Consider the following 23,576-nt stretch of genomic DNA (forward strand, 5'->3'; position numbering starts at 1 on the left):
GACCCGGCGGGTCCCCGCATCGTGGTGTCAGGTTTCAGGCCGAGGTGACGTACTGCGGGCAGTAGGCCGAAGCGGCGTCGACGGCGAACGTCTTGGAGCCCTTGGCGCTCAGGCCGGTCGCCTGGGCCACCGCGTTGATGACCTCCTTGCTCGAGTGACCCTGGTCGAGGGCGTTGCACACGGCGTGCGCGTCCTTGACCGCGACCGAGGCGCTCGGCGGGGTGATGCCATCGGCGGCCAGCTGGGCGAGGAACGCGTCGTCGACCGAGCTCGCGCCCGCGGTGCCGGCGAGGCCGAGCGCGGCCAGGCCCAGGGCGGCGGTGCCGACGACGGAGGCGGTGAAACGGCGAGTGAACATCGGGTCTCCTAGTGCTGATGTGGGTTTCTCGTGGACGCTGGGTGCGTTGATCACAGAATCAGCACGGGGGCTTAACGGGTTCTCAACGAATTCTTGGTGGGCCGTCGGGGGCGCGTCGTTGAGCCCGCACCATGGACCCGATGTCTTCCCGATGGCGGTTTCGCGGCGTCGCGGCGTTCGCCGCCGTCGCCGCGGCGGTCCAGCCCCTGCCCGCGATTCCCGTGCACGCCGCGCTGCCGTCGTGGAATGGGAAGTATTCGCTGGTCAGGTACGCCGTCAACAAGTCAGGCACCAGTGCGGCGGCGGCCCAATCCGAACCCACATTCAGCGCCGACTATGTCTTCGTCACCGCCTGCTCGTCGCGCCAGTGCGTGGCCACCGCCACCAACGGCCCCGTCCCCAAGAACCCGACCCTGCCCCAGCCCTCGCACTACACCTGGGACGGGGCTCGATGGGTCGAGCGCTTCGACTTCCAATGGGATTGCTACATGGGTGACGGCGTCCCCAAGGTGTGGGCACCCGCGCGGTCGTGGGCGTTCTACACGCCACAGCCGGACGGATCTTTGCGCGGCACCTGGCATACCGACATCAACGGCGGTCCCTGCGGCGGAAGCGTCGAAATGCCGGTGGCGGCGTTTGCCGCCGGTCCCGCATGAATGTCGTTGTCGCCCAGGATCACTGCTGCGGCGCGGGCGTCATCGAGGCGATGTAGTAAATTTCGTGCCCGGTCGGGTACCCGCCACCGTTGGTGGCGATATGAACGTGGTCGTAGTGATTGAGTGTCTCCGAACCGAGGTCGGCGGTCCAGCTTCCCCCACCAACGCCCGGGTAGATCTTCTGCCGCCAGATCACGTGGTTGATTCCCCAGCGTTTGGCGTTCGCCAGGGCGTAGCCGGCGATCTGGTTGCCCAGCTCGATGCCTTCGGGGCTGGCGTGGTTCGGGATCATGACATCGATCGCCAGCCCGTTGGGATGCCACGGCAAAGCGTCCTCCCGGTATCCGCCGATGGTGGTGATCTGCGGAAACAGCACGCTGATGGCGCGTTCCGCCCAGATCGTCTTGACCTGCAGCCTGTCCTCGGACCCGATGCCGTGGGGCAGCGCGACCTGGAATTGCTGGCCGGCGGCGGGCGGCGCGTTTGCGGTCAGCATCTCCACTTCCGCCGGTGTCGCGGTGTGCGGGGCGTTGGCCAGTGCGCTGGGCGCCGCGTCGGCCGGTCCGGCGGCCACGCTGGTGGCGGCCGCGGGCGGCGGGGCGGGCGCGGAGGGTCGCGGCTTCGCGCCCTGGGCGTAGACCATGCCGGCCGACAGGACGAGCGAGGCCACGATCGCCAGCCAACGACTCCGGCCGTTGGCTAACACATTCACGCCCACGACCAGCAGCTTAATGTCGCGGGCGACACCCGTGGGGCGTTTTCGACGGGTTATTCGGGTCGGGCGAATACGCCCCACGCCATGCTCCGTCGCGTCACAATGACACCCATGTCCGGCCAGACCTTCGCCGATGCCAACGCCTTCCACCGGGTCATGCGCCGCTTCGCCTCCACGACGGTGGGCGTGGCGCTGCTGCGCCCCACGGCGCACCACCTGGACCGGTTCATCACCAAGGTCAGCGGCGGCAGAAGCAGCTTCGCCGGCGTCGCAACCGGCATCCCCGTGGTCATGCTCACCACCACCGGCGCCAAATCCGGCGAGCCCCGCACCGTCGCCGTGTATGGGATCCCCCATCCAGATGGCCTGGCCCTCATCGCATCCAACTTCGGCGGCGCCAAGCATCCCGCCTGGTATCACAACCTGAAGGCCCACCCCGAGGCGACGGTGACCATCGGCCGCGACACCTGGCATACGACGGCGCGGCTCGCCACGCCGGGCGAGCGCGACGAGATCTGGGCGAAGGGCCTCGAGCTGTATCCCGGCTGGCGCAAGTACGAAGTGCGGGCAGGCAAGCGGCATATCGAGGCGTTCGTCCTGCCGCGGAACTGAACGACGATAGGCGCTGTCGCACAGAGTCGTTCGCGCTTCGCCGCCTAATCCGTATCGCCCAGGTACGCGTCGGCCCAGGCGCCGATGATTCGCCCGGCCCGGTGAGCCTGGCCGCGCGCGGTGAGGAAGTGATCCGAGCCCTCGAGCGAGACGAAGCTGCGCGGGTGCCGGGCCAAGCGGAAGATCTCGCTGGCGTTCTCGATGCCGACCGTGTTGTCGGTAGGCGAGTGCAGGATGAGCAGCGGCAGGCGCAAGCCCTTGATCTTGTCGCGCAGGTGGGCCCGCCGCACGTCCTCGACGAACGCCCGCTTGAGCGTCAGCGTGCGCCCGCCGACCATCCATTCGGCGCTGCCCTCGGTCAGGCAGCGGTCGACGACTGCGTCGTAATGCTTTTCGACGTGGCTCGGGTCGACCGGCGCCGCGACCGTCACCACCGACCGCACTCCCGGCGACTGCCGGGCCGCGGCGAGCACCGCGGCGCCGCCCCACGAGTGCCCGATCAGGATGTCGGCCGGCGTTCCGCGGCCGGTCATGAATTCGCACGCCCTGGCGATGTCGTCGACCTTGACGGTGAACGACCCGTCGCCCCAGTCGCCCTCGGACCCGCCGAGGCCCAGCGCGTCGAAGCGCAGCATGCCGATGCCGTCGGTGGCCAGTTGCTTGCAGATCCGCGCCGCGGCGGGCGAGTCCTTGCCGAGCGTGAAGCCATGGGCGAACACGCCCCAGCCCCGCACCGTCCCGTCGGGCACTTCGATGACGCCGGCCAGTTGCGCGCCCGTCGAGCCCTGAAATGTGACGCGTTCGCCCATGCTGACGATCTAACCCGCCCGGGCCGGCGGTCGTAAGGCCGACCTACTGCGAGAAGGTTTGTGTCCCCGGCAGGAACAATAACTGCGGAATCGAGCCACATATTCGCAGTTCAGAGGCATATTGCGGGTGTGCGTGCCGGATCGCTCACGGCCGAAACGAAAGCCGTTGTGCGACAACCGCGTACAACTCACCCCCTGCGGGCGACGTCTTGGCTCAGGATCTGGGGCCAGGTCTCGACATCGGCCGGGGTGTGCGCCACGGTGAGCGTTGACCGCGGCATCAGTGCGGCAAGCGATTCCGCTGTCGACATCGGATGCGCCGGGTCGCCGACCCAGGCCAGAATCGTCGTCGGCACATCGATTCGTGCGACCGCTTCGCGAGCGGGCAGGTCGCTGAGAGCCGCGCCCCGAAACAGTGACGGCAGCAGCGCGTCGGCCACATCGGGAACTGTTTCGGGCGCGCCGACCGTGGCCGGCGGCGGAGTCGCCCCACGCGCCGACGCGATGAATGCCCCGACTCCCTCGGTTTCGATAAATTCGGCCGCAACCCGGTAGATCTCGGCCTGCGCGGGCCGGGTTTCCCACGCGGTGGCCGGCACCATGAGCGTGAGGCCGGCGAAGCGGTCCGGCTCGCGGGCGGCCGCGTGCAGGAGTGTGCCGGCACCCATGGAGGGGCCCACTCCGTGCACCCGTTCGCCGGGAAACCATTTGTCGAGCAGCTGCAGGAGATCCTCGGCAAGGCTTTCCCATCGGTAATCCTCCGGGACCTTGCGCCCGGTCGACTTGCCATGGCCGCGTGCGTCGTACCGCAGCAGTCGGGTCCCGCTCAGGCCCCTGCCGAGGTCGAGATTGAGCACCCGGTCACGCGCGCGGCTGGAGGTAAGTCCATGCAGTTGAACTACCGGATGACCACCTTCATCGCTCAGTTCAACCGCAAGCTCCGCTCCAGGAACCACGAAAGTGGACATCACGCAACTCTTCTCACGACCGGACGGCTCGCCCCGGAGCCGACCGCGCAGACCGAGCATTCAGGCTAACCGGGGCGTTAAGGTACCGCCATGCGGCTGACCAACGTCGCGCACCTGCGGCTACCCTTTGGACGACTCTGGGGCTACGACGTCTCGGTGTCTGACCTCGGCCGCCGGCTCCCGGTGTCCTTCGACCAGCGCATACACGTTGGTGCCGGCGCACGACCCGGCTCCTGGATGGCTCTGTCCATTCGGTTGCCGGCGGGGGTCAGCCGCCAATCGTTGGCCGATGCGTGGCTGGCCGTGATCGCCCGCCACGGCACCCTGCGAACGGCATTCACACCCGGGGCGGACGGCGATCCGCAACTGCATGAGATCGATATTCACCCAGGCCAGTGGGTAGAGCACGAGATCGCTGCGGGCCAGGCGGTCAACGACGCACTGCGAGTGGTTCTCAATGCGACGTGCTCGCCCTATCAGCGGCCCTCACATCGATTGTGTGTGCTGGAGACTGCCGCCGGATTGACGGTGGTGATCGCCGCCGACCACGCCCACGTGGACATGTGGTCAATGCTGGTGATTGCGCGGGACCTGTTGTCGATGCTCGCCGACGCCCGGATCGGACGTATGCCGTCGCCGCAACCGCCGCCGGCATTTGTCGTGCACACGCAGGCATTGCTGGACCTTCCCGCGGCACCGGAACGCGTGCGCGCGCGATGGGCACAAATCATCAGCGACAGCGGTGGGGTGATGCCACGGTTTCCGCTGCCGTTGGGTGAGTCCGGGCCGCATCCAGAACGCGTTGAAGTGCGTGACGTGTTCGATGTCGATGACGGCGCCGCGTTCGCCGCGCAGGCACGCGACGACGGTGTCTCGACGCTGGCACTCGCCGTGGTCGCCATGACCGCGGTGACCCGCGAGTTGGCCGGGGCGCCGCTGCGCGCGGTCTTCCCCGTGCACAGCCGATTTGAAGACAAATGGCACGACTCGGTGGGCTGGTTCATCACCAATTCGGTCCTGGAGTCGGCGGTTGCCGAGCCCCACGCCGCGGCCACCGCCGTCAAAGAGGCCGTGCAGCTTGGTTCCTGGCCACTGGCCGACGTACTGGCTCCGTGGGGTGGAATGCCCATCGCGCCAGGCATGTTCGCGATTTCCTGGCTGGACCAAAGCAGACTTCCGGTGCGCATCGACTCGGTCGGACTCGACGCCCAGTATGTGAGCGCGAGCGTTGACACCGACGGCGTCATGCTCTGGTTCATCCAGGACGAGTCCGGGCTACATCTGCGATGCCGCTACCCGGATACCGCGGAGGCACGAACCAACGTGGGGGCGTGGCTGGACCTGTTGGTGGCGCGCCTACAGGCACTGGCGCAGTCCTCGGTTCGGGGACTGCTGCGGGTGGCGGGCCGCACATATCGTGTGCAGCGCGCGACGCGCGAACACGTGGGGGTGATCGCCCAGCTGCTCTCCGACGACGAATTCGGTCAGGAACGCGAAGCCGCCGAACTCGAACGCTACGAGGCGGCCTACGACATCGTCGTTCGCGACCGATCCAACTACCTCGGCGTCGTCATGAACGGTTCCGACATGGTCGTCGCGACCGTGCAATTGACGATCATTCCCGGTCTTTCCCGCGGCGGCGCCACCCGGCTGCAGATCGAGGGATTACGCGTCGCCAAAGCCGAACGCGCACAGGGTCTTGGTACTGCACTCGTCGAGTGGGCACACAACTACGGCCGAGCGCACGGCGCACAGCTGGCGCAGGTGACCACAGACGAGGCTCGCGAACGGGCTCGGGCGTTCTATCGCCGGCTCGGGTACCACGCCGCCCATGTCGGGCTGAAACGCACCATCTGAGTCCGGTTTATCCGCGGTCAACGTTTCAGCGTGCGTGATGGCGTAGTCCCCGATTGTCTGTGCACCAGTCATTTCCGTTTCGAGGCGGTGTACGTGCCGTCGGCGCGGGCGGCGCTGTTCTGGAATCTGGAAGGCGTCAAGACCATCCATATCTACGACAGCAGCGCGGCGGTATTTCCCAAACCGGCAGCTGCTCACCGCCAACCGGTGACCTGGCGCCGCTGGCCACCCGGCCGGCGGTGACCCCGTAAGGCCTAGGGCGCGACCGAATATCGCGGCGAGGGGCCGGGGGATCCGACGAGCAGGCTCGCGACGTCCGCGAGCGGCCGGGGCCGCGCAACCAGCTCCCCCCAGGGAAACCGATCGTGCGTCGCCCGCAGAAAGCTCAGCGCCGCACTGAGGTGCCGTGGCTCGTAATTGTGCACGCCGAAGATCGACAGCTGCCGGCGAACCACGTGTTCGGGGTCGAGCGCGATGGCGGCGTCGGGGGCGACCGAACCGGCGAGGACGGCGACGCCCTGACTGTCCAGCGCGGCCAATCCGGCCTGCAAGGCCGTCGATGAGCCGGAGAACTCCAGCAAGACGTCGCAGCTGTCCACGTCGGGTGCCGATACCGCCTCGTCGGTCGCGCCGAATTGCCTTGCCAGTTGCCTTCTTTTGGCGCTGGGATCGACCGCCGTGACCACGGAAGCGCCGGCCGAGGCCGCCGCCGCGACAGCGCTGAGTCCGAGCATGCCGACCCCTACGACGATGACCCGCCTGCCGGTCAGCGGCCCCGCGCGGTCGATCACCGCCATGACCGTGGCCGTCGCGCAGGCGGCGGGAGCGGCGACGGCGTCACTGAGGTCGTCGCCGACGACCGCGATCGCCAAGTTGCCGGGTAGGAAGACATATTCGGCATAGGAGCCGGACAACGCCCAACCCGAGTCGAGCGCTTCGTGCCCGGCCTTGCGGACGGTGCGGCATTTGGCGGTCACTCCGGCGCGGCAGCGGTCACAGGTTTGGCAGGGCAGCGTGACCGACCAGATGACGCGTTGCCCGGGGTGTAGGCGCTGGCCGTCCACGTCGCACCTGCCCGCTTGTCCGACGGCGACGATCTCACCGACGGCCTCGTGGCCGAGAATCGACGGGCACGGTTGTGCACGACGGCCGCTGACGGTGTGCCGGTCGCTGCCGCACACGGTGGCCAGGCGCACCCGGACGAGGACGTCGGCCGGTCCCAGCGGCGGCACCGCCACGCGCTCGACGGCGATCCGGTCGCCGCCCCGCCATACCGCCGCGGCGGTGGCGTCGATCCGTCGGTCGACGGCTGTGCCGGTCATGGAGCGCTCATCGCCACCGGGCGCACGCCGAGCAGACCGGGTAGATCGGCCACCGACGGCAGCAGGTGGGTGTGCCGGTGGGCACCGAGTTCGTTGGCGTCGCTGGCTCCCGAGAGGACGCCCACCACCAGCGCGGCACCGGAGTTGGTGCCGGCTTGGAGGTCGCGGGGGGTATCACCGGCAACCAGGACGCGCGCCACATCGGTCACGCCCAGCCGTTCCATGGCGCGAAAGATCATGTAGGGCGCGGGGCGCCCGGCGGCCACATCGCTGCCGCAGACGACGGTGTCCGCCACCGCGTCGTCCATCCATCCGAGCGCCGACAGCAGCGATTCGACGATGATGCGGTCGAATCCCGTTGTCAGTGCGACCTTTACGCCGCGCCCGCGTAACGTGGACAGCGCCTCCAGGACCCCCGGCAGCGGGCGCGGCGGGTGATCGGCGTAGGCCGTGCTGAGCCGGGCCTGGAAATCGTTGACCACCACTTCCAGCTCGCCCGTGCTCGGGGGCGTTCCGGAGCGGGAGGCGAGCAGTTCACGCAGCGCTTCGTGCTTCGAGGCGCCGTGCCAGCGGGTGATTTCGGCCTCCGACGGTGCTGCCCCGTGGGCTCGCGCGGTCTCGGCGAGCACGCGGTAGACCTGCTGACCGTCGTCGATCGTGGTGCCCGCCATGTCCAGGACCACGATTTCGGGCGCGAACATCGTCATGAACTCGGCTCCTCAGGGCTTGGCGTTGCGGGTCAGGGCGCAGCGCGCGTCAAGGGTGTTTTCGAGGGTGAAGCTGACCAGTCCCGGCAGGTACCGGTCGTCGTGGTATTCGAGGACTTCGCCGTCCGGGCTGCGGGTGGTTCGCTGCTGACGCAGCAACGGAACCCCCTCAGGCACACCGAGGTGCCGCGCGTCCAGCGCGTCGGCGGCCACCGCGTCGATCACATGGGAGGCCCGGGCGAACTGCACGCCCTGTGAAAGCAGGTACGCCCACAGGGATCCCGAATCGCAGTCGAAGTCGAACAGGTGCCTGCCGACGTGCTCGACGAACACCGCTCGCTCGAGCATCGCGGGCTCGTCGTCGAGGTAGCGCAGCCGCAACACCTCGACGACCGGGGCGTCGATGTCGACGTGCAGCACCGAGGCGGCGTGCTGGTCGGCCCGCCGCAGCGCCAGCTCCAGGGTCCGCTGCCCGGGCGTGCGGCCGATCGAGTGCGCCCACGCCGAATACGACAGCAGCGTGTCGAAGGGCTGTCCGGTCGCGGCGGAACAGACCACCGGCGGTTTGCCGCGCCCGCCGGCGATTACGCCCTCGGCGCGCAGGGTGGCCAGCGCCTGGCGCACCGGTCCGCGCGACGCGTTCCACTGTTGGCACAGCCGAGACTCCGACGGAAGCGGCGCACCGACGACCAATTCACCGAGCCGGATCTGTTCCCTCAGGCTGTCGGCGATGACCTCATGCAATGCGATTGCCACGACTTGACTATACATGTGTGTCCGGGGCTCCGACCTGCGAATCAGTCTGTCGGTTAAGAGAATATGAACATCTGCTGCCCAATCCGTTCCTGCGTTGACAGCTACTGAACCGCTGCCGGAGGGTCCTTGTAATGACAAGTCGGCGCCCTTGGAATCGGAGCTCCCATGACTGACGTCGCCAACAACCAGAGCGTCGGAAAGTCCATCGACGACGCCCAACTCGGCGTCTTCCACTTCAAGGCCGCGGCGACCGCCGGTGCGGGGTTCTTCACCGACTCCTACGACCTGAACGTCATCGGCTCAGTGACGCTGCTGGCCGCGCCGCAATTCCACCTCGGCAGCGGTCAGATCTCGATGCTGACAAGCTCGACGCTGCTAGCGGTCGCAGTGGGCGCAATGGTGTTCGGCCGGCTCGGCGACCTCTTCGGCCGCCGGCGCGTCTACGGGCTCGAAGCCGTGCTGATGATCATCGGAGCCCTGGTGTCGGCATTCGCCCCGAACTTCACGGTGTTGTTGGTCGGCCGGCTCATTCTCGGCGTGGGCATCGGCGGCGACTACCCGGCCAGCGGCGTCATCATGACCGAGTACGCCAACGCGCGAAATCGTGGCAAGCTCGTCGGCCTGACGTTCCTGTTCTACGTGTTCGGTCAAGTCTGTGCCTATCTCGTCAGCCTGCTGGTCCTCGCGGTCGGTGTCGACAACGGTCTGGCCTGGCGAGTGATCCTCGGGCTGGGCGTGCTGCCGTCGGTGCTGGTTCTCTACCAGCGTCGCCACATGCCGGAGTCGCCCCGTTGGACGGCCGAGCATGGCGACGAGCGGCAGGCGCGCCATGACTTCGAGAAGTTCGCCGGAGCGGGCAACGAAACGTTCACGGCAGCAACGGTTTCCAAGGCTTCGATCGGTGGGCTGCGCTTGGCGTTGACGAATCGCAAGGTGCTCATCACCCTGCTGGGCACCGCCGGAAGCTGGTTCTTCTTCAACGTCGCGGTGTACGGCAACTCGGTGAGTCAGCCGCTGTTGATCAAGACCATCAGCCCGCACGGCTCCACGTTGTCCAACATCGCGCTCAACGCCGTGCTCGTTGTCTGCTTCAGCCTGGTCGGCGCCATCGCCGGGCTCTTCGTTCTCGACCGATGGCCCCGGCGTCGACTCCAAATCGTCGGCTTCACGCTATGTGCGTCGGCCATGCTGTTGATCACCGTGGTGCCGAGCCTGAGCAGCGCCGTCCTGCCCTTCGGGATCGTCTTCGGACTCTCTCTGTTCGGCATCGCGTTCGGTCCGAACTACACCACCATGCTGTTGGCCGCCGAGTCGTACCCGACCACCTTCCGCAGCAGCCTGCACGGCCTGTCGTCGGGCGTCGCCAAGGTGGGCGCATTCGGGGGAGCGCTGGTGGTGCCGCTCGTCCTCGCGTCTTCGGGGCTACGGGCCGTGACGCTGCTGGCGTTCGGTTGCTACGTCGCGGCGATCGCGACGACATTCTTGCTGCCGGAACCCCGTGGCCGCGCGCTCGACGAGGTCAGCGACCGGTTGAGGCCCAGGCCTTCGGCGAACGCCACTTCGCGACAACGGCTCTCGCCGGAGCCGCTCACCGCATGACGTGTGAGGAGAACCGCATACCGCCTGGCTTGTGCCCACTGTGGGACCCGCTCGCAAGCGCGCTGTTCGGGGGGGTGCCCCCGGCAGGATTCGAACCTGCGGCCTTCTGCTCCGGAGGCAGACGCTCTATCCCCTGAGCTACGGGGGCGCATGGAGATCATGATGCGCCAGGTGGGCCCAGACAGACTAACGCATCGCGGTGACCGCTCGACCACCGCAATGGATTCGGGGCGCGGGCACCTCAGCCAATAGGATGGACGCTTGTGACCCCCGCTGACCTCGCTGAGCTGCTCAGGAGCACCGCTTCCGCGGTGCTGGCCGAGCGCGGGCTGGACGCTGCCGCCCTGCCGGCGACGGTCACGGTGGAGCGGCCCCGCAACCCCGAGCACGGCGACTACGCCAGCAACCTGGCGCTTCAGCTGGGCAAGAAGGTCGGCGCCAACCCCCGCGAGTTGGCCGGCTGGTTGGCCGAGGCGCTGTCACGGGCCGACGGAGTCGCCTCGGCGGAGGTGGCCGGGCCCGGCTTCATCAACCTGCGCCTCGAGGCGTCGGCGCAGGCGGTGGTCGTCAACAACGTCATCGACGCCGGCGACACCTTCGGCCATTCCGACCTGCTGGCCGGCCACAAGATCAACCTGGAGTTCGTCTCGGCCAACCCCACCGGGCCCATCCACATCGGCGGCACCCGCTGGGCCGCCGTCGGCGACGCGCTGGGCCGGTTGTTGAGCACCCAGGGCGCCGCCGTTGAGCGCGAGTACTACTTCAACGACCACGGCGCCCAGATCGACCGTTTCGCCAACTCGCTGATCGCCGCCGCCAAGGGCGAACCGACGCCCGAGGACGGCTACGCCGGCGCCTACATCAACGACATCGCCGCGCAGGTGCTGGGCAAGGCGCCCGACGCGCTGAGCCTGCCCGCCGCCGAGATGCACGAGACGTTCCGCGAGATCGGTGTCGACCTGATGTTCACTCACATCAAGGAGTCGCTGCACGAGTTCGGCACCGACTTCGACGTCTACACCCACGAAGACTCGATGCACACCAGCGGCCGCGTCGACCAGGCCATCGCCCGGCTGCGCGAGACCGGCAACATCTACGAGAAGGATGGCGCAACCTGGTTGCGCACCAGCGCCTTTGGCGACGACAAAGACCGCGTCGTGATCAAGAGCGACGGCAAGCCGGCCTACATCGCGGGTGACATCGCCTACTACCTGGACAAGCGGCAGCGCGGCTTCGACCTGTGCATCTACATGCTCGGCGCCGACCACCACGGCTACATCGCCCGGCTCAAGGCCGTGGCCGCCGCGTTCGGTGACGACCCGGCCCACGTCGAGGTGCTGATCGGGCAGATGGTCAACCTGGTCCGCGACGGCGCGCCCGTCCGGATGAGCAAGCGGGCCGGAACGGTGATCACCCTCGACGACCTGGTGGACGCGATCGGCGTCGACGCGGCGCGCTACAGCCTGATCCGCTCCTCGGTCGACACGCCGATCGACATCGACCTGGCACTGTGGTCGTCGGCGTCGAACGAAAACCCGGTCTATTACGTGCAATACGCGCACGCCCGGCTGTCGGCGCTGGCCCGCAACGCCGCGGAGCTGGGCCTGGTCCCCGACACCGGGCACCTCGAGTTGCTGAGCCACGACAAGGAGGGGACGCTGCTGCGCAGCATCGGGGACTTCCCCCGCGTGCTGAAAATGGCTGCGTCCCTGCGGGAGCCGCACCGGGTGTGCCGTTACCTGGAAGACCTGGCCGGCGACTACCACCGGTTCTACGACTCGTGCCGGGTGTTGCCGCAGGGGGACGAGCAGCCCACCGACCTGCACACCGCGCGCCTGGCGCTGTGCCAGGCCACCCGCCAGGTCATCGCCAACGGGCTGACGATCCTCGGTGTCACCGCTCCGGAGCGAATGTGAACGTGCACCCCGCCGGTCCTCGGCACGCCGAAGAAACCCGGCACCCCGATAGCGCGCCGCGGCCGCAGTCGCCGGACGAGCTGCTTCGGCTCGCGCCGAATGTGTGGCCGCGCAACATTCTTCGCGGTGACAACGGAATAGCCAGCATCGCGGGGATCCCGGTCACCCAGCTCGCCCAGGAGTACGGCACCCCGCTGTTCGTCATCGACGAGGACGACTTCCGGTCTCGCTGCCGCGAACTCGCGACGGCCTTCGGCGGCGGCCAGAACGTGTGTTACGCCGCCAAGGCCTTCCTGTGCACCGAGATCGCCCGCTGGGTCGACGAGGAAGGCCTGTCGCTCGACGTGTCCACCGGCGGCGAGCTCGCCATCGCGCTGCACGCCGACTTTCCGCCCGAGCGGATCACTTTCCACGGCAACAACAAATCCGCCGCGGAACTCACGGCGGCGGTCAAAGCCGGTGTCGGGCACGTCGTCCTGGACTCGATGACCGAAATCGAGCGCCTCGACGCGATCGCAGCCGACGCCGGCATCGTCCAGGACGTCTACGTCCGCCTCACCGTCGGGGTCGAAGCACACACGCACGAATTCATCTCCACCGCACACGAAGACCAGAAGTTCGGGTTGTCGGTGGCCAGCGGCGCGGCGATGGCCGCGGTGCGCCGGGTGTTCGCCACCGACCACCTGCGCCTGGTGGGCCTGCACAGCCACATCGGTTCGCAGATCTTCGACGTCGACGGCTTCGAGGTCGCCGCGCACCGCGTCATCGGGCTGCTGCACCAAATCGTCGACGAATTCGGCGTCGACAAGACAGGTCAGATCTCGACCGTGGATCTCGGTGGGGGGCTGGGGATTTCCTACGTGGGAACCGACGACCCGCCGCCGGTGGCCGACCTGGCGGCCAAGCTGGCGGACATCGTCGGCAACGAGTCGGCGGCCGTGGGCTTGCCCACCCCGCGACTGGTGGTCGAGCCCGGACGCGCCATCGCCGGGCCGGGCACCATCACGCTGTACGAGGTGGGCACCGTCAAGGATGTCGACGTGAGCAGCACGGCCCAGCGCCGCTATGTCAGCGTCGACGGCGGCATGAGCGACAACATCCGCACGGCCCTGTACGACGCGCAGTACGACGCCCGGCTGGTCTCACGCGCCAGCGACGCACCGGCGACGCTGGCGCGGATCGTCGGAAAGCACTGCGAGAGCGGCGACATCGTCGTCCGCGACGCGTGGGTGCCCGACGATCTGCAGCCCGGTGACCTGCTCGGGATCGCCGCGACCGGCGCGTACTGCTATTCGCTGTCGAGCCGCTACAACATGATCTGCCGTCCGGCGGTGGTGGCGGTGCGTGCGGGCCGGTCCCGCCTGATCCTGCGCCGCGAGACGGTCGACGATCTGCTGAGTCTGGAAGTGAGGTGAACGGTGCCCCGTGACGAAAAGCCAGTGGGCGTAGCGGTGCTCGGGTTGGGCAACGTCGGAAGCGAAGTTGTCCGCATCATCGAGGGCAGCGCCGACGATCTCGCGGCTCGTGTCGGCGCGCCCCTGGTGTTGCGCGGCGTCGGAGTCCGGCGGGTCGCCGCCGACCGCGGCGTTCCGATCGAGCTGCTCACCGACAACGTCGAGGAGCTCGTCTCCCGCGAAGACGTCGACATCGTCGTGGAGTTGATGGGGCCGGTGGAACCGGCGCGAAAGGCCATCCTGCGCGCGCTCGAGCACGGCAAGTCGGTCGTCACGGCGAACAAGGCGCTGCTGGCGACCTCCACCGGGGAGCTGGCGCAGGCCGCCGAAAACGCCCACGTCGACCTGTATTTCGAGGCCGCGGTCGCGGGCGCCATCCCGGTCATCCGCCCGCTCACCCAGTCGCTGGCGGGGGACACGGTGCTGCGGGTCGCCGGCATCGTGAACGGCACCACCAACTACATCCTGTCCGCGATGGACAGCACCGGCGCCGACTACGACACCGCCCTGGCCGAGGCGAGCGCACTTGGCTACGCCGAGGCCGACCCCACGGCCGACGTCGAAGGCTACGACGCCGCGGCCAAGGCCGCGATCCTGGCGTCGATCGCGTTCCACACCCGGGTGACCGCCGACGACGTCTATCGCGAGGGCATCACCAAGATCACCCCGGCCGACTTCGCCTCCGCGCGGTCGTTGGGTTGCACCATCAAGCTGCTGTCCATCTGCGAGCGCGTCACCACCGAGGACGGTCAGGAACGGGTGTCGGCCCGCGTCTACCCGGCGCTGGTGCCGCTGTCGCATCCGTTGGCCACGGTCAACGGCGCGTTCAACGCGGTCGTGGTCGAGGCCGCGGCGGCCGGGCGGCTGATGTTCTACGGTCAGGGCGCGGGCGGCGCCCCCACCGCGTCCGCGGTCACCGGTGACCTGGTGATGGCCGCCCGCAACCGGGTGCTGGGCAGCCGTGGGCCGAAGGAATCCAAGTACGCCCAACTTCCTGTCGCCCCAATGGGTTTGATCTCCACCCGCTACTACGTCAGCATGAACGTCGCCGACAAGCCGGGTGTTCTGTCCACGGTGGCGGCCGAGTTCGCCAAGCGTGAGGTGAGCATCGCCGAGGTTCGCCAGGAGGGCGTGGTGGACGAAGGCGGGCGGCGGGTGGGAGCCCGCGTCGTGGTCGTCACCCACAGCGCCACCGATGCCGCGCTCTCCGAAACCGTCGACGCGCTGGCGGATCTGGATGTCGTGCAGGGCGTCACCAGTGTGCTGCGACTGGAAGAGACCGGCCGATGAGCGTCCCGCGCACCGCCGTGCACCAGCCGTGGCCGGGGTTGATCGCCGCGTACCGGGACCGCCTGCCGATCGGCGATGACTGGACGCCGGTCACCCTCCTCGAAGGCGGCACCCCGCTGATCGCGGCGACGCGCCTTTCCGAGAAGACCGGCTGCACGGTGCATCTCAAGGTCGAGGGCCTCAATCCGACCGGCTCGTTCAAAGACCGGGGCATGACCATGGCGGTCACCGACGCACTGGCGCGCGGCCAGCAGGCCGTGTTGTGCGCGTCGACCGGCAACACCTCCGCGTCGGCGGCGGCGTACGCCGCCCGCGCCGGCATCACCTGCGCGGTGCTCATCCCGCAGGGCAAGATCGCGATGGGCAAGCTGGCACAGGCGGTCATGCACGGCGCCAAGATCATTCAGATCGACGGCAACTTCGACGACTGCCTGGAATTGGCCCGCAAGATGGCCGCGGACTTCCCGACGATCGCGTTGGTCAACTCCGTCAACCCCGTACGCATCGAGGGCCAGAAGACGGCGGCGTTCGAGATCGTCGACGCGCTGGGCGCCGCGCCGGACGTGCACGCCCTCCCGGTCGGCAACGCGGGCAACATCACCGCGTACTGGAAGGGCTACACGGAATACCACCACGACGGCGTGATCGACAAGCTGCCCCGCATGCTGGGCACCCAGGCGGCCGGGGCCGCGCCCCTGGTGCACGGCGCACCGGTCAGCCACCCGGAAACGATCGCGACCGCGATACGCATCGGTGCGCCCGCGTCGTGGGCGGCCGCGGTCAACGCGCAGCAGCAGTCCAACGGCCGGTTCCTGGCCGCCACCGACGACCAGATCCTGGCCGCGTACCACCTGGTGGCCGAGAGCGAGGGCGTGTTCGTCGAACCCGCGTCGGCGGCCAGCATCGCCGGTCTGCTCAAGGCCGTCGATGACGGTTGGGTGGCGCGCGGGTCGACGGTGGTGTGCACGGTGACCGGCAATGGCCTCAAGGACCCGGACACGGCGCTGAGGGATATGCCCACCGTGTCCCCGCTGCCCGTCGATCCGGTGCTCGTCGTCGAGAAGCTGGGGCTGGCGTAAGAAATGACGTCCCAGATGCTGCCCGCCGGGCTGGTGGCAAGCTCCGTGGTGTCGGCGTCCAGCGCCAACCTGGGTCCCGGTTTCGACAGCATCGGCCTGGCGTTGCGTCTCAGCGACGAAATCGTCGTGGAGACAACCGATTCCGGGCTGGAAGTGCTGGTCGAGGGCGAGGGCGCCGCGCAGGTGCCCCGGGGCCCCGAACACCTGGTGGTGCGCGCCATCGAATGCGGGCTGCGGGCCGCGGGCGTCCGGGCCGCGGGCCTGGTGGTCCGCTGCCGCAACGCCATCCCACACTCCCGCGGTCTTGGCTCGTCCGCGGCGGCCGTGGTCGGCGGCCTGGCGGCGGCGAACGGCCTTGTCGCGCAGTGTGATTCGAAACCGCTGAGCGACGCGCAGCTGATTCAGCTGTCCTCGGAGTTCGAGGGCCACCCGGATAACGCCGCCGCCGCCGTGCTGGGCGGTGCGGTGGTGTCCTGGATCGACGCCTCCGGTGACCGGCCACGGTATGCGGCGGTGCCGCTGCGGCTTCACCCCGACATCCGCCTGTACGCGGCCATACCCCAGCAGCGTTCCCTGACCGCGGAGACCCGGGTGCTGCTGCCCGCCCAGGTGAGTCACGACGACGCGCGGTTCAACGTCAGCCGCGCCGCCTTGCTGGTGGTAGCGCTGACCGAACGCCCGGACCTGCTGATGCCGGCCACCGAAGATGTGCTGCATCAACCCCAGCGCGCCCCGGCGATGCCCGGTTCCGCGGAATATTTGCGCCTGTTCCGGCGTCATAACGTGTCGGCGACACTTTCCGGGGCGGGTCCAGCACTGATTGCGCTCAGCACAGCGCCGGAGTTGCCCTCGGAAGTGGTGGAGTACGGGGCCGCCAATGGATTTGCCCTCACTGAGATGACCGCCGGCGAAGGAGTTCGCTGGAGCCCGGGCGTCACAGTCTCCGGTTGATCCACAGCGTGGCCGGAGGGTTTGCTTGCTTCCAACAAAGATGCGGGCTATCCTCGGTTCCGTCCAGCAATCGCAGCATCTGCATCTGCATCCATACTGCCTTGCCGCTAGGACACACCAATTCTTCTCGTGAACGAGGTTCGCCGCTTACTCCGCCGACTAAGGCGATCACCGTTGCACAGTCGATATTTGGGCGCACTCGGCGATTTGCTGAATGCAACGAAACCCCCGGATGACCTGTTCAGCGGGGGAAGAAAGGAAATCCGTGACCGATACGGACCTGTTCACGGCTGACGCGAGCACCGACAGCAATGAGGTGTCGAACACCGTGACCCCAGACACATCCGACGGCAAAATCAATGCCCCTGTTGGCTCCCTGTCCACCATGGTGCTTCCCGAACTGCGCGCGCTGGCTAACGAAGTCGGCGTCAAGGGGACGTCGGGCATGCGCAAGAACGAACTCATCGCCGCCATAAAGGAAATCAGGGGACAGTCCAACGGGACTTCCGCCCCCGCGGCCCCCGAGGAGAGCGGCAAGTCCGACACCGCCGCCCCCGAAGCGCCGGCCGGCGAGGACCACCAGAACGGTTCGACCACCGAAGCGCCCCGACGCGAACGGCGCAGCGCCTCCCGCGAGCCCGGCGCCGCCCGCGGCGGCGACGACTCCGACGGCGAACGCACACGCAATCGTGAGGGCGGGGCCGCCGGCGAGGGGGGCACCCGTCAGGGCGGCAAGCGTGACTCCCAGGGTGAGGAGCGCGGCCAGGATTCCGGCGGCGACCAGAGCGGGGATCAGCAGGGCTCGGGCGGCCAGCAAGGTCGAGGCGGCTCGAACCAGCAAAACCAGCAAGACGACGACGGCGAGGGCCGTCAGGGCCGCCGTGGGCGCCGCTTCCGCGATCGCAGACGCCGCGGTGAGCGGTCCGGCGAAGGGGGCGACACCGAGCTGCGCGAGGACGACGTCGTCCAGCCGGTCGCCGGCATCCTTGACGTGCTCGACAATTACGCGTTCGTCCGCACCTCCGGTTACCTGGCCGGTCCGCACGACGTCTACGTCTCGATGAACATGGTGCGGAAGAACGGCCTGCGCCGCGGCGACGCGGTGACCGGCGCGGTCCGCGTGCCCAAGGACGGCGAACAGCCCAACCAGCGGCAGAAGTTCAACCCGCTGGTCCGCCTGGACAGCGTCAACGGCGGTCCGGTCGAGGACGCGAAAAAGCGCCCCGACTTCAGCAAGCTGACGCCCCTGTACCCCAATCAGCGGCTCCGTCTGGAGACCACCCCGGATCGGCTGACCACCAGGGTCATCGACCTGATCATGCCGATCGGCAAGGGCCAGCGCGCCCTGATCGTGTCCCCGCCCAAGGCGGGTAAGACGACGATCCTGCAGGACATCGCCAACGCGATCACCCGCAACAACCCGGAATGCCACCTCATGGTCGTGCTTGTCGACGAGCGGCCCGAAGAGGTCACCGACATGACCCGCTCGGTCAAGGGCGAGGTCATCGCCTCCACTTTCGACCGGCCGCCGTCGGACCACACGTCGGTCGCCGAGCTGGCGATCGAACGCGCCAAGCGGCTCGTCGAGCAGGGCAAGGACGTCGTGGTGCTGCTTGACTCGATCACCCGCCTCGGCCGCGCCTACAACAACGCGTCACCCGCGTCGGGCCGGATCCTGTCCGGTGGTGTCGACTCCACCGCCCTGTACCCGCCGAAGCGATTCCTGGGTGCGGCACGAAACATCGAGGAAGGCGGATCGCTGACGATCATCGCCACCGCGATGGTCGAGACCGGCTCCACCGGTGACACGGTCATCTTCGAGGAGTTCAAGGGCACCGGTAACGCCGAGCTCAAGCTGGACCGCAAGATCTCCGAGCGACGGGTCTTCCCGGCGGTCGACGTGAACCCCTCCGGTACCCGCAAGGACGAGCTGCTGCTATCGCCGGACGAGTTCGCGATCGTGCACAAGCTGCGCCGCGTGCTGTCGGGCCTGGACTCGCACCAGGCCATCGACCTGCTGATGTCCCAGCTGCGCAAGACGAAGAACAACTACGAGTTCCTGGTGCAGGTCTCCAAGACCACGCCGGGATCGATGGACAACGACTAGCTGGCGGTGGACCGGTCGGTCACGACACATAAACCACGAACAGGACACGCCCACAGACCCCGCAATGGTTTATGTCTCGCGGCAACCGCCGGCCATAGCCGCCGCCCCGCCCCAGCCACGGGAATGCCACAGCGAACCCCGTTGTTTTGGGGGACAGTGGTTGACCTGGCATAATCGACGCTCGACAAGATCGAAGAGGACAGCATGAAATCTGACATTCACCCCGCTTACGGGGAGACCACCGTGCACTGCGGGTGCGGAAACACCTTCACCACCCGCAGCACCAAGCCCGGCGGCAACATCGTCGTCGAGGTGTGCTCGCAGTGCCACCCCTTCTACACCGGCAAGCAGAAGATTCTGGACAGCGGCGGCCGGGTGGCGCGCTTCGAGAAGCGATACGGCAAGCGCAAGGGTGCCGCGGCGGACAACACCGACAAATAGCTGCATTGCCGACGCCCGAACTGTGCACGAAGCACAGGCCGGGCGTCGGTTTGCGTTTGCGGCAATGGGATGCGGCTGAACGGGGCAGGAGGTGAGAGGTGACGCAGCCGATGCAGACGATTGACGTGCTGCTGGCCGAACACGCCGAGCTCGAGCAACGGCTGGCGGATCCCGACCTGCACAGCAATCCCGCCGAGGCGCGCAAGGCCGGTCGCCGGTTCGCCCGGTTGGCCCCGATCGTCGCCACTTATCGCAAGCTGGAGTCGGCGCGCGGCGATCTGGAGACCGCGCGGGAATTGGCCGCCGACGACGACTCTTTCGCCGACGAGGTGACCGAACTCGAGTCGCGGGTCGCCGAATTGGACACCCAATTGACCGACATGCTGGCCCCGCGCGACCCGCATGACGCCGACGACATCGTGCTCGAGGTGAAATCCGGTGAGGGCGGCGAAGAATCCGCATTGTTCGCCGCGGACCTGGCCCGGATGTACATCCGCTACGCCGAGCGACACGGCTGGAACGTCACCGTGCTGGACGAGACCACGTCGGATCTCGGCGGCTACAAGGACGCGACGCTGTCCATCGCCAGCAAGGGTGACTCCGCCGACGGGGTGTGGTCGCGAATGAAGTTCGAGGGTGGGGTGCACCGGGTGCAGCGCGTCCCGGTGACGGAATCCCAAGGCAGGGTGCACACTTCGGCGGCCGGCGTGCTGGTCTATCCCGAGCCCGAAGAAGTGGGTGAGGTCCAGATCGACGAGTCGGATCTGCGCATCGACGTGTACCGCTCGTCCGGCAAGGGCGGGCAGGGTGTGAACACCACCGACTCTGCGGTCCGCATCACGCACCTGCCCACCGGGATCGTGGTGACCTGCCAGAACGAACGCTCGCAACTGCAGAACAAGACGCGCGCGTTGCAGGTGCTGGCCGCTCGCCTGCAGGCCCTGGCCGAAGAACAGGCGCTGGCCGACGCGTCGGCCGATCGAGCCAGCCAGATTCGGACCGTGGACCGCAGCGAACGAATCCGCACCTACAACTTTCCGGAGAACCGGATCACCGACCACCGGATCGGTTACAAGGCGCACAATCTCGATCAGGTGCTCGACGGGGACCTCGACGCGATGTTCGATGCGTTGGGCGCCGCCGACAAACAATCCCGGCTGCAACAGGCATGAGTGCCGTGCGGCGCGCGATCGATTCCGCTGCGGCGACGCTCGCCGAAGCGGGGATCGCCTCCGCCCGCTGGGATGCCGAGGAGCTGGCCGCGCACGTGACGGGAACCGAGCGCGGCCGGCTGGCCCTGCTCGATTCGCCCGGCGACGACTTCTTCAGCCGCTACCGCGATGTCGTGGCCGCGCGCTCGCGGCGGGTGCCGTTGCAGCATCTCACCGGGACGGCCGCGTTCGGGCCGCTGATGCTGCAGGTCGGCCCCGGCGTCTTCATACCGCGCCCGGAAACCGAAGCCCTCTTGGCGTGGATCAGCCAACAACGCCTCCCTTCCCGGCCCGTGATCGTCGACCTGTGCACCGGATCCGGCGCGTTGGCGGTGGCGCTGGCTCAGTTGAACCCTGGGGCACGGATCATCGCCGTCGACGACTCGGAGGCCGCCCTCGAGTTCGCGCGCCGCAACGCGGCGGGCACGGCGGTCGAACTCGTGCGGGCCGACGTCACCGTGCCCCGCCTCCTGCCGGAACTGGACGGCGGTGTCGACGTGGTGGTGGCCAACCCGCCCTACGTCCCCGACGTCGCACCCGTGGAACCTGAAGTGGCCCAACATGATCCACACCACGCCGTGTTCGGCGGCCCGGACGGGATGGCGGTGATCGGCCCGATCGTCGAGCTGGCCGGGCGCTGGCTGCGTCCGGGTGGCGTCTTCGCCGTCGAACACGACGACACCACCTCGGCGGAGACCGTCGAATTGGTCCGCAGGACAGCGCTTTTCGGAGAAATCGCGAAGCGTAAAGACCTGGCCGGCCGGCCGCGATTCGTGACGGCCCGAAGGAGTGGCGCCGGTGAGTGAAGTCTTCGACTGCGCCGATCCCGACCGGCGTGCGCGCGGAATCGCCTCGGCGGCGGGCGCCATCAAGGGTGGCCGCCTGGTCGTCATGCCGACGGACACCGTGTACGGCGTCGGCGCCGATGCCTTCAACAGCGCCGCCGTGACGGCCCTGCTCTCCGCGAAGGGCCGCGGCCGGGACATGCCGGTCGGCGTGCTGGTCGGCTCCTGGCACACCATCGAGGGCCTGGTCTACACCATGCCGGGCGGGGCCCGCGAGCTGATCCGCGCGTTCTGGCCGGGCGCGCTGAGCCTGGTGGTGACGCAGGCGCCGTCGCTGCAATGGGACCTCGGCGACGCCCGCGGCACCGTGATGCTGCGGATGCCGCTGCACCCGGTGGCCATCGAGCTGTTGCGCGAGGTGGGACCCATGGCGGTATCCAGCGCGAACGTTTCCGGCCGCCCGCCTGCGGTCGACGCCGGCGAGGCCCGAGAACAGCTCGGCGACCTCGTCGACGTCTACCTCGACGCGGGACCGGCCGAGCAACAGGCCGCTTCGACGATCGTCGACCTGACCGGTGCCGCCCCGCGCATCCTGCGACCCGGTCCGGTGAGCGCCGCACGGATCGCCGAAGTGCTCGGAGTGGATCCCGAAAGCCTGACCGCCCAGGCCTGACCGGAGCGGTTCTGTCGTTGCCAGGTTGGTGCAGTACGGTCTCGACGTGTCCAGCGACCCGGCCAGCGACGTAGCCAACCTCGCCAATGGCCTGCTCGCCCTGGCTGACCGCGGCGCCGGTGTCCCGCTGCGCGAGCTTGCCCTCGTGGGGCTGACCGCCGCGATCATCACGTACTTTGCGACCGGTCCCGTGCGGGTGCTCGCCACCCGGCTCGGGGCCGTCGCCTATCCGCGGGAACGCGACGTGCACGTGACCCCGACCCCGCGCATGGGCGGGCTGGCGATGTTCCTCGGTGTCATCTCGGCCGTCTTCCTGGCGTCGCAGCTTCCTGCGCTGACCCGCGGCTTCGTCTATTCGACGGGCATGCCGGCGGTGCTGGTGGCCGGCGCGGTGATCATGGGCATCGGGCTCATCGACGACCGCTGGGGCCTGGACGCCCTGACGAAGTTCGCCGGCCAGATCACCGCAGCCAGCGTGCTGGTCACCATGGGCGTGGCCTGGAGCGTCCTCTACATCCCGATCGGCGGAGTCGGCACCATCGTGCTGGACCAGGCGTCGTCGATCCTGCTCACGTTGGCGCTGACGGTGTCCATCGTGAACGCGATGAACTTCGTCGACGGGCTGGACGGACTGGCGGCGGGGCTCGGGCTGATCACCGCGCTGGCGATCTGCATGTTCTCGGTCGGCCTGCTGCGCGACCACGGCGGTGATGTTCTCTTCTATCCGCCCGCCGTGATCTCCGTGGTGCTCGCGGGGGCCTGTCTGGGATTCCTGCCGCACAACTTTCACCGCGCCAAGATCTTCATGGGTGATTCCGGTTCGATGCTGATCGGCCTGATGCTCGCCGCCGCCTCGACCACCGCCGCCGGCCCCGTCTCACAGAACGCCTACGGAGCGCGCGACGTGTTCGCCCTGTTGTCACCTTTCCTGCTGGTGGTCGCGGTCATGTTCGTGCCGATGCTGGATTTGCTGCTGGCGATCGTGCGCCGTACCCGCGCGGGCCGCAGCGCGTTCAGCCCCGACAAGATGCACCTGCACCACCGCCTGCTGCAGATCGGCCATTCCCACCGCCGCGTGGTGCTGCTGATCTACCTCTGGGTGGGCATTGTCGCGTTCGGAGCGGCCAGCACGATTTTCTTCAATCCGCGCGACACCGCCGCGGTGATGCTGGGCGCCATCGTGGTCGCCGGCATCGCGACCGCGATCCCGTTGATGCGCCGGCGGGAAGAGTACGAAGACGACGACTACGACAGCTAGTAGTAGTGGGGTTCGCCGTATGGTACGGTGCAGGTAGAAGCCCAAAAAGCCG

Annotated in this window: 23 protein-coding genes and 1 tRNA gene; 16 read left to right on the plus strand and 8 right to left on the minus strand. The window is 68.2% G+C overall.

All coding sequences use genetic code 11. The features are described from left to right. Positions 1-34: 34 nt before the first annotated feature. Positions 35-358: a DUF732 domain-containing protein gene (locus A5701_RS01215; RefSeq protein WP_067303584.1), complete on the minus strand. Its 324-nt coding sequence runs from the start codon at positions 356-358 to the stop codon at positions 35-37. 131 nt (positions 359-489) lie between these two features. Here A5701_RS01215 and A5701_RS01220 point away from each other — a divergent pair, with 131 nt between their 5' ends. Then, positions 490-1,014 carry a hypothetical protein gene (locus A5701_RS01220; protein WP_067747670.1) on the plus strand — a complete coding sequence of 175 codons (525 nt, stop codon included), beginning with the start codon at positions 490-492 and terminating at the stop codon, positions 1,012-1,014. 19 nt (positions 1,015-1,033) lie between these two features. Here A5701_RS01220 and A5701_RS01225 read toward each other — a convergent pair whose 3' ends face one another. Then, positions 1,034-1,732 (minus strand): glycoside hydrolase, encoded by a 699-nt coding sequence (locus A5701_RS01225; protein WP_067747674.1) that lies wholly within the window; start codon positions 1,730-1,732, stop codon positions 1,034-1,036. Between the two features lie 108 nt (positions 1,733-1,840). On the opposite strand from A5701_RS01225, the gene A5701_RS01230 reads away from it, so the two are divergent. Next, positions 1,841-2,341 carry a nitroreductase family deazaflavin-dependent oxidoreductase gene (locus tag A5701_RS01230; protein ID WP_067747677.1) on the plus strand — a complete coding sequence of 167 codons (501 nt, stop codon included), beginning with the start codon at positions 1,841-1,843 and terminating at the stop codon, positions 2,339-2,341. Positions 2,342-2,385: 44 nt separating this feature from the next. Here the strand turns inward: A5701_RS01230 and A5701_RS01235 are convergent, their stop codons facing one another. Next, positions 2,386-3,150 (minus strand): S9 family peptidase, encoded by a 765-nt coding sequence (locus A5701_RS01235; protein WP_067747679.1) that lies wholly within the window; start codon positions 3,148-3,150, stop codon positions 2,386-2,388. Positions 3,151-3,338: 188 nt separating this feature from the next. Continuing rightward, positions 3,339-4,118, minus strand: coding sequence for an alpha/beta fold hydrolase (locus A5701_RS01240; protein ID WP_067747680.1), 780 nt, complete (start codon positions 4,116-4,118; stop codon positions 3,339-3,341). A gap of 90 nt (positions 4,119-4,208) precedes the next feature. On the opposite strand from A5701_RS01240, the gene A5701_RS01245 reads away from it, so the two are divergent. Next, positions 4,209-5,975 (plus strand): GNAT family N-acetyltransferase, encoded by a 1,767-nt coding sequence (locus tag A5701_RS01245; RefSeq protein ID WP_067747682.1) that lies wholly within the window; start codon positions 4,209-4,211, stop codon positions 5,973-5,975. A 30-nt stretch (positions 5,976-6,005) separates the two neighbouring features. Continuing rightward, positions 6,006-6,218: a hypothetical protein gene (locus tag A5701_RS27870; RefSeq protein WP_156669860.1), complete on the plus strand. Its 213-nt coding sequence runs from the start codon at positions 6,006-6,008 to the stop codon at positions 6,216-6,218. Between the two features lie 11 nt (positions 6,219-6,229). On the opposite strand, the gene A5701_RS01250 is transcribed toward A5701_RS27870, so the two are convergent. Genes A5701_RS01250 through A5701_RS01260 form a run of 3 tightly spaced genes read right to left on the minus strand, consistent with a single transcriptional unit; the run spans position 6,230 to position 8,760 of the window. After that, positions 6,230-7,297, minus strand: coding sequence for a zinc-binding dehydrogenase (locus A5701_RS01250; RefSeq protein ID WP_067747684.1), 1,068 nt, complete (start codon positions 7,295-7,297; stop codon positions 6,230-6,232). After that, positions 7,294-8,004 carry a phosphonatase-like hydrolase gene (locus A5701_RS01255; protein WP_067747686.1) on the minus strand — a complete coding sequence of 237 codons (711 nt, stop codon included), beginning with the start codon at positions 8,002-8,004 and terminating at the stop codon, positions 7,294-7,296. Before A5701_RS01255 ends, A5701_RS01250 begins: the two co-directional genes overlap by 4 nt. A 12-nt stretch (positions 8,005-8,016) precedes the next feature. Then, positions 8,017-8,760 carry a GntR family transcriptional regulator gene (locus A5701_RS01260; RefSeq protein WP_082969650.1) on the minus strand — a complete coding sequence of 248 codons (744 nt, stop codon included), beginning with the start codon at positions 8,758-8,760 and terminating at the stop codon, positions 8,017-8,019. Positions 8,761-8,925: 165 nt separating this feature from the next. On the opposite strand from A5701_RS01260, the gene A5701_RS01265 reads away from it, so the two are divergent. Continuing rightward, the gene (locus A5701_RS01265) at positions 8,926-10,359 is read left to right on the plus strand and encodes an MFS transporter (RefSeq protein WP_067747690.1); all 1,434 of its coding nucleotides are present in this window, start codon (positions 8,926-8,928) and stop codon (positions 10,357-10,359) included. 75 nt (positions 10,360-10,434) lie between these two features. Here the strand turns inward: A5701_RS01265 and A5701_RS01270 are convergent. Continuing rightward, positions 10,435-10,507, minus strand: a tRNA-Arg gene (locus A5701_RS01270). A gap of 115 nt (positions 10,508-10,622) precedes the next feature. Between A5701_RS01270 and argS the strand changes: the two genes are divergently transcribed. The 11 genes from argS (at position 10,623) to A5701_RS01325 (ending at position 23,524) form a co-directional block, all read left to right on the plus strand. After that, positions 10,623-12,275, plus strand: coding sequence for an arginine--tRNA ligase (gene argS / locus A5701_RS01275; RefSeq protein ID WP_067747692.1), 1,653 nt, complete (start codon positions 10,623-10,625; stop codon positions 12,273-12,275). Next, positions 12,272-13,690 (plus strand): diaminopimelate decarboxylase, encoded by a 1,419-nt coding sequence (lysA, locus tag A5701_RS01280; protein ID WP_067747694.1) that lies wholly within the window; start codon positions 12,272-12,274, stop codon positions 13,688-13,690. The genes argS and lysA overlap by 4 nt, the downstream gene beginning before the upstream one ends. 3 nt (positions 13,691-13,693) lie before the next feature. After that, entirely contained in the window at positions 13,694-15,019 is a 1,326-nt protein-coding gene (locus tag A5701_RS01285) for a homoserine dehydrogenase (RefSeq protein WP_067747696.1), read from the plus strand. Continuing rightward, positions 15,016-16,098 (plus strand): threonine synthase, encoded by a 1,083-nt coding sequence (gene thrC, locus A5701_RS01290; RefSeq protein WP_067747701.1) that lies wholly within the window; start codon positions 15,016-15,018, stop codon positions 16,096-16,098. Before A5701_RS01285 ends, thrC begins: the two co-directional genes overlap by 4 nt. A gap of 3 nt (positions 16,099-16,101) precedes the next feature. Further along, positions 16,102-17,049 (plus strand): homoserine kinase, encoded by a 948-nt coding sequence (thrB, locus tag A5701_RS01295; protein ID WP_197499005.1) that lies wholly within the window; start codon positions 16,102-16,104, stop codon positions 17,047-17,049. Positions 17,050-17,314: 265 nt separating this feature from the next. Continuing rightward, entirely contained in the window at positions 17,315-19,156 is a 1,842-nt protein-coding gene (rho, locus tag A5701_RS01300; RefSeq protein WP_067747703.1) for a transcription termination factor Rho, read from the plus strand. A gap of 204 nt (positions 19,157-19,360) precedes the next feature. Beyond that, on the plus strand, positions 19,361-19,597 hold the full coding sequence (gene rpmE, locus A5701_RS01305) for a 50S ribosomal protein L31 (RefSeq protein ID WP_067747706.1): 237 nt from the start codon (positions 19,361-19,363) through the stop codon (positions 19,595-19,597). 98 nt (positions 19,598-19,695) lie between these two features. After that, positions 19,696-20,769 carry a peptide chain release factor 1 gene (gene prfA / locus A5701_RS01310; RefSeq protein WP_067747708.1) on the plus strand — a complete coding sequence of 358 codons (1,074 nt, stop codon included), beginning with the start codon at positions 19,696-19,698 and terminating at the stop codon, positions 20,767-20,769. Then, entirely contained in the window at positions 20,766-21,614 is an 849-nt protein-coding gene (gene prmC, locus A5701_RS01315; RefSeq protein WP_067747710.1) for a peptide chain release factor N(5)-glutamine methyltransferase, read from the plus strand. The genes prfA and prmC overlap by 4 nt, the downstream gene beginning before the upstream one ends. Beyond that, entirely contained in the window at positions 21,607-22,266 is a 660-nt protein-coding gene (locus tag A5701_RS01320) for an L-threonylcarbamoyladenylate synthase (RefSeq protein ID WP_067747766.1), read from the plus strand. The genes prmC and A5701_RS01320 overlap by 8 nt, the downstream gene beginning before the upstream one ends. 28 nt (positions 22,267-22,294) lie before the next feature. Then, positions 22,295-23,524, plus strand: a complete 1,230-nt coding sequence (locus tag A5701_RS01325) for a glycosyltransferase family 4 protein (RefSeq protein ID WP_067747712.1) — start codon at positions 22,295-22,297, stop codon at positions 23,522-23,524. The last annotated feature ends 52 nt before the right edge of the window (positions 23,525-23,576 follow it).

Origin of the sequence: Mycobacterium sp. E3305 (assembly GCF_001666785.1) — a bacterium.
Taxonomy (GTDB): domain Bacteria; phylum Actinomycetota; class Actinomycetes; order Mycobacteriales; family Mycobacteriaceae; genus Mycobacterium.